Origin of the sequence: Phenylobacterium sp., from assembly GCF_036723115.1 — a bacterium.
In the GTDB taxonomy this organism is placed as follows: Bacteria; Pseudomonadota; Alphaproteobacteria; order Caulobacterales; family Caulobacteraceae; genus Phenylobacterium.
This window is the reverse complement of the sequence record NZ_DAIMHV010000264.1, coordinates 1-1,569: the sequence shown is the minus strand read 5'-3', so window position 1 is coordinate 1,569 and position 1,569 is coordinate 1. Positions and strand designations below refer to the sequence as shown.

At 66.8% G+C, this 1,569-nt stretch carries 1 protein-coding gene and 1 pseudogene; both read left to right on the top strand.

Annotated elements, in window-relative coordinates; translation table 11 throughout:
• Positions 1-679: pseudogene (locus V7D28_RS15305) on the top strand (F0F1 ATP synthase subunit alpha); the annotation flags it as partial.
• 22 nt (positions 680-701) lie between these two features.
• On the top strand, positions 702-1,569 hold an 868-nt coding region (locus V7D28_RS15300; protein ID WP_333588240.1), incomplete at its 3' end, for a F0F1 ATP synthase subunit gamma.

Genomic DNA, 1,569 nt, shown 5'->3' with positions numbered 1-1,569 from the left:
GCTGCGCCGCCCGCCGGGCCGCGAAGCCTATCCGGGCGACGTCTTCTATCTGCACTCCCGCCTGCTGGAGCGCGCGGCCAAGCTGAACGAGGACAACGGCTCGGGCTCGCTCACCGCCCTGCCGGTCATCGAGACCCAGGCCAACGACGTGTCGGCCTACATCCCGACCAATGTGATCTCCATCACCGACGGCCAGATCTTCCTTGAGACCGACCTGTTCTTCCAGGGCATCCGCCCGGCGGTGAACGTGGGCATCTCGGTGTCGCGGGTGGGCTCTTCGGCCCAGATCAAGGCCATGAAGGCCGCCGCCGGCCCCATCAAGGGCGAGCTGGCCCAGTATCGGGAAATGGCCGCCTTCGCCAAGTTCGGCTCCGACCTGGACGCCGCCACTCAGCGCATGCTGGCCCGCGGCGAGCGTCTGACCGAGCTGCTCAAGCAGCCCCAGTACGCCCCTCTGCAGGTCGAAGAGCAGGTGGCCGTGATCTATGCCGGCACCCGCGGCTATATCGACGGCGTCGCCGTGTCCGATGTGGGCCGCTTTGAGAGCGAACTGCTCAGCTACCTGCACGCCAAGCACCAGGGCATGCTGGACGCCATCCGCACCCAGAAGGACATCAAGGGCGCCGTCGAAGACGAACTGAAGAGCGCTCTGGACGCCTTCACCAAGACGTTCGCCTAAGGCCGGCTGAAGGACCGCCGGAATGGCCAGCCTCAAGGAGATGCGCAATCGGATCGGAAGCGTGAAAGCCACGCAGAAGATCACGAAAGCGATGCAGATGGTCGCCGCGGCCAAACTCCGCCGTGCGCAGGACGCCGCTCAGAGCGCGCGCCCCTACGCCGAGCGGATGGCCTCGGTGATCGCCAACCTCGCCAAGGGCGTGTCGGGGGAATCAGCCCCGCGCCTGCTGGCCGGAACCGGCAAGGACCAGGTCCAGCTGCTGGTGGTGGCCACGTCCGATCGCGGCCTGGCCGGGGGGTTCAACACCGCCATCGTGCGCGCCGCGCGTGAGCGAATCTCGACCCTCACCGCCGCGGGCAAGGAGGTGAAGCTGATCACCGTGGGCAAGAAGGCCCGCGATCAGCTCCGCCGCCTGCACAGCGAAAAGATCCTCGACAGCTTCGACGCCGGCGGCAATCCGTCCCTGGACGTGGCCCAGGCCGTGGCCGACCGGGTGACTGAGCTGTTCGAGACCGGACAGGTGGATGTGGTGACCCTGGTCTACAGCCGCTTCAAGTCGGTGGTCAGCCAGATCCCCTCGGTCAAGCAGCTGATCCCCGCCGAGGTCGCCGCCGACGCCGCCCCCATCGACCTGAAGGGCGCGGTCTATGAGTATGAACCCTCGGAAGAGGCCATTCTCGAAACCCTGCTGCCGCGCAATCTGACCGTTCAGCTCTTCTCCGCCATGCTGGAGAACCAGGCCGGCTTCTACGCCGCCCAGATGAGCGCGATGGACAACGCGACCCGCAACGCCGGCGACATGATCGCCAGCCTCACCCTGCAATACAACCGCACCCGCCAGGCGCAGATCACCAAGGAGCTGATCGAGATCATCTCCGGCGCCGAGGCGC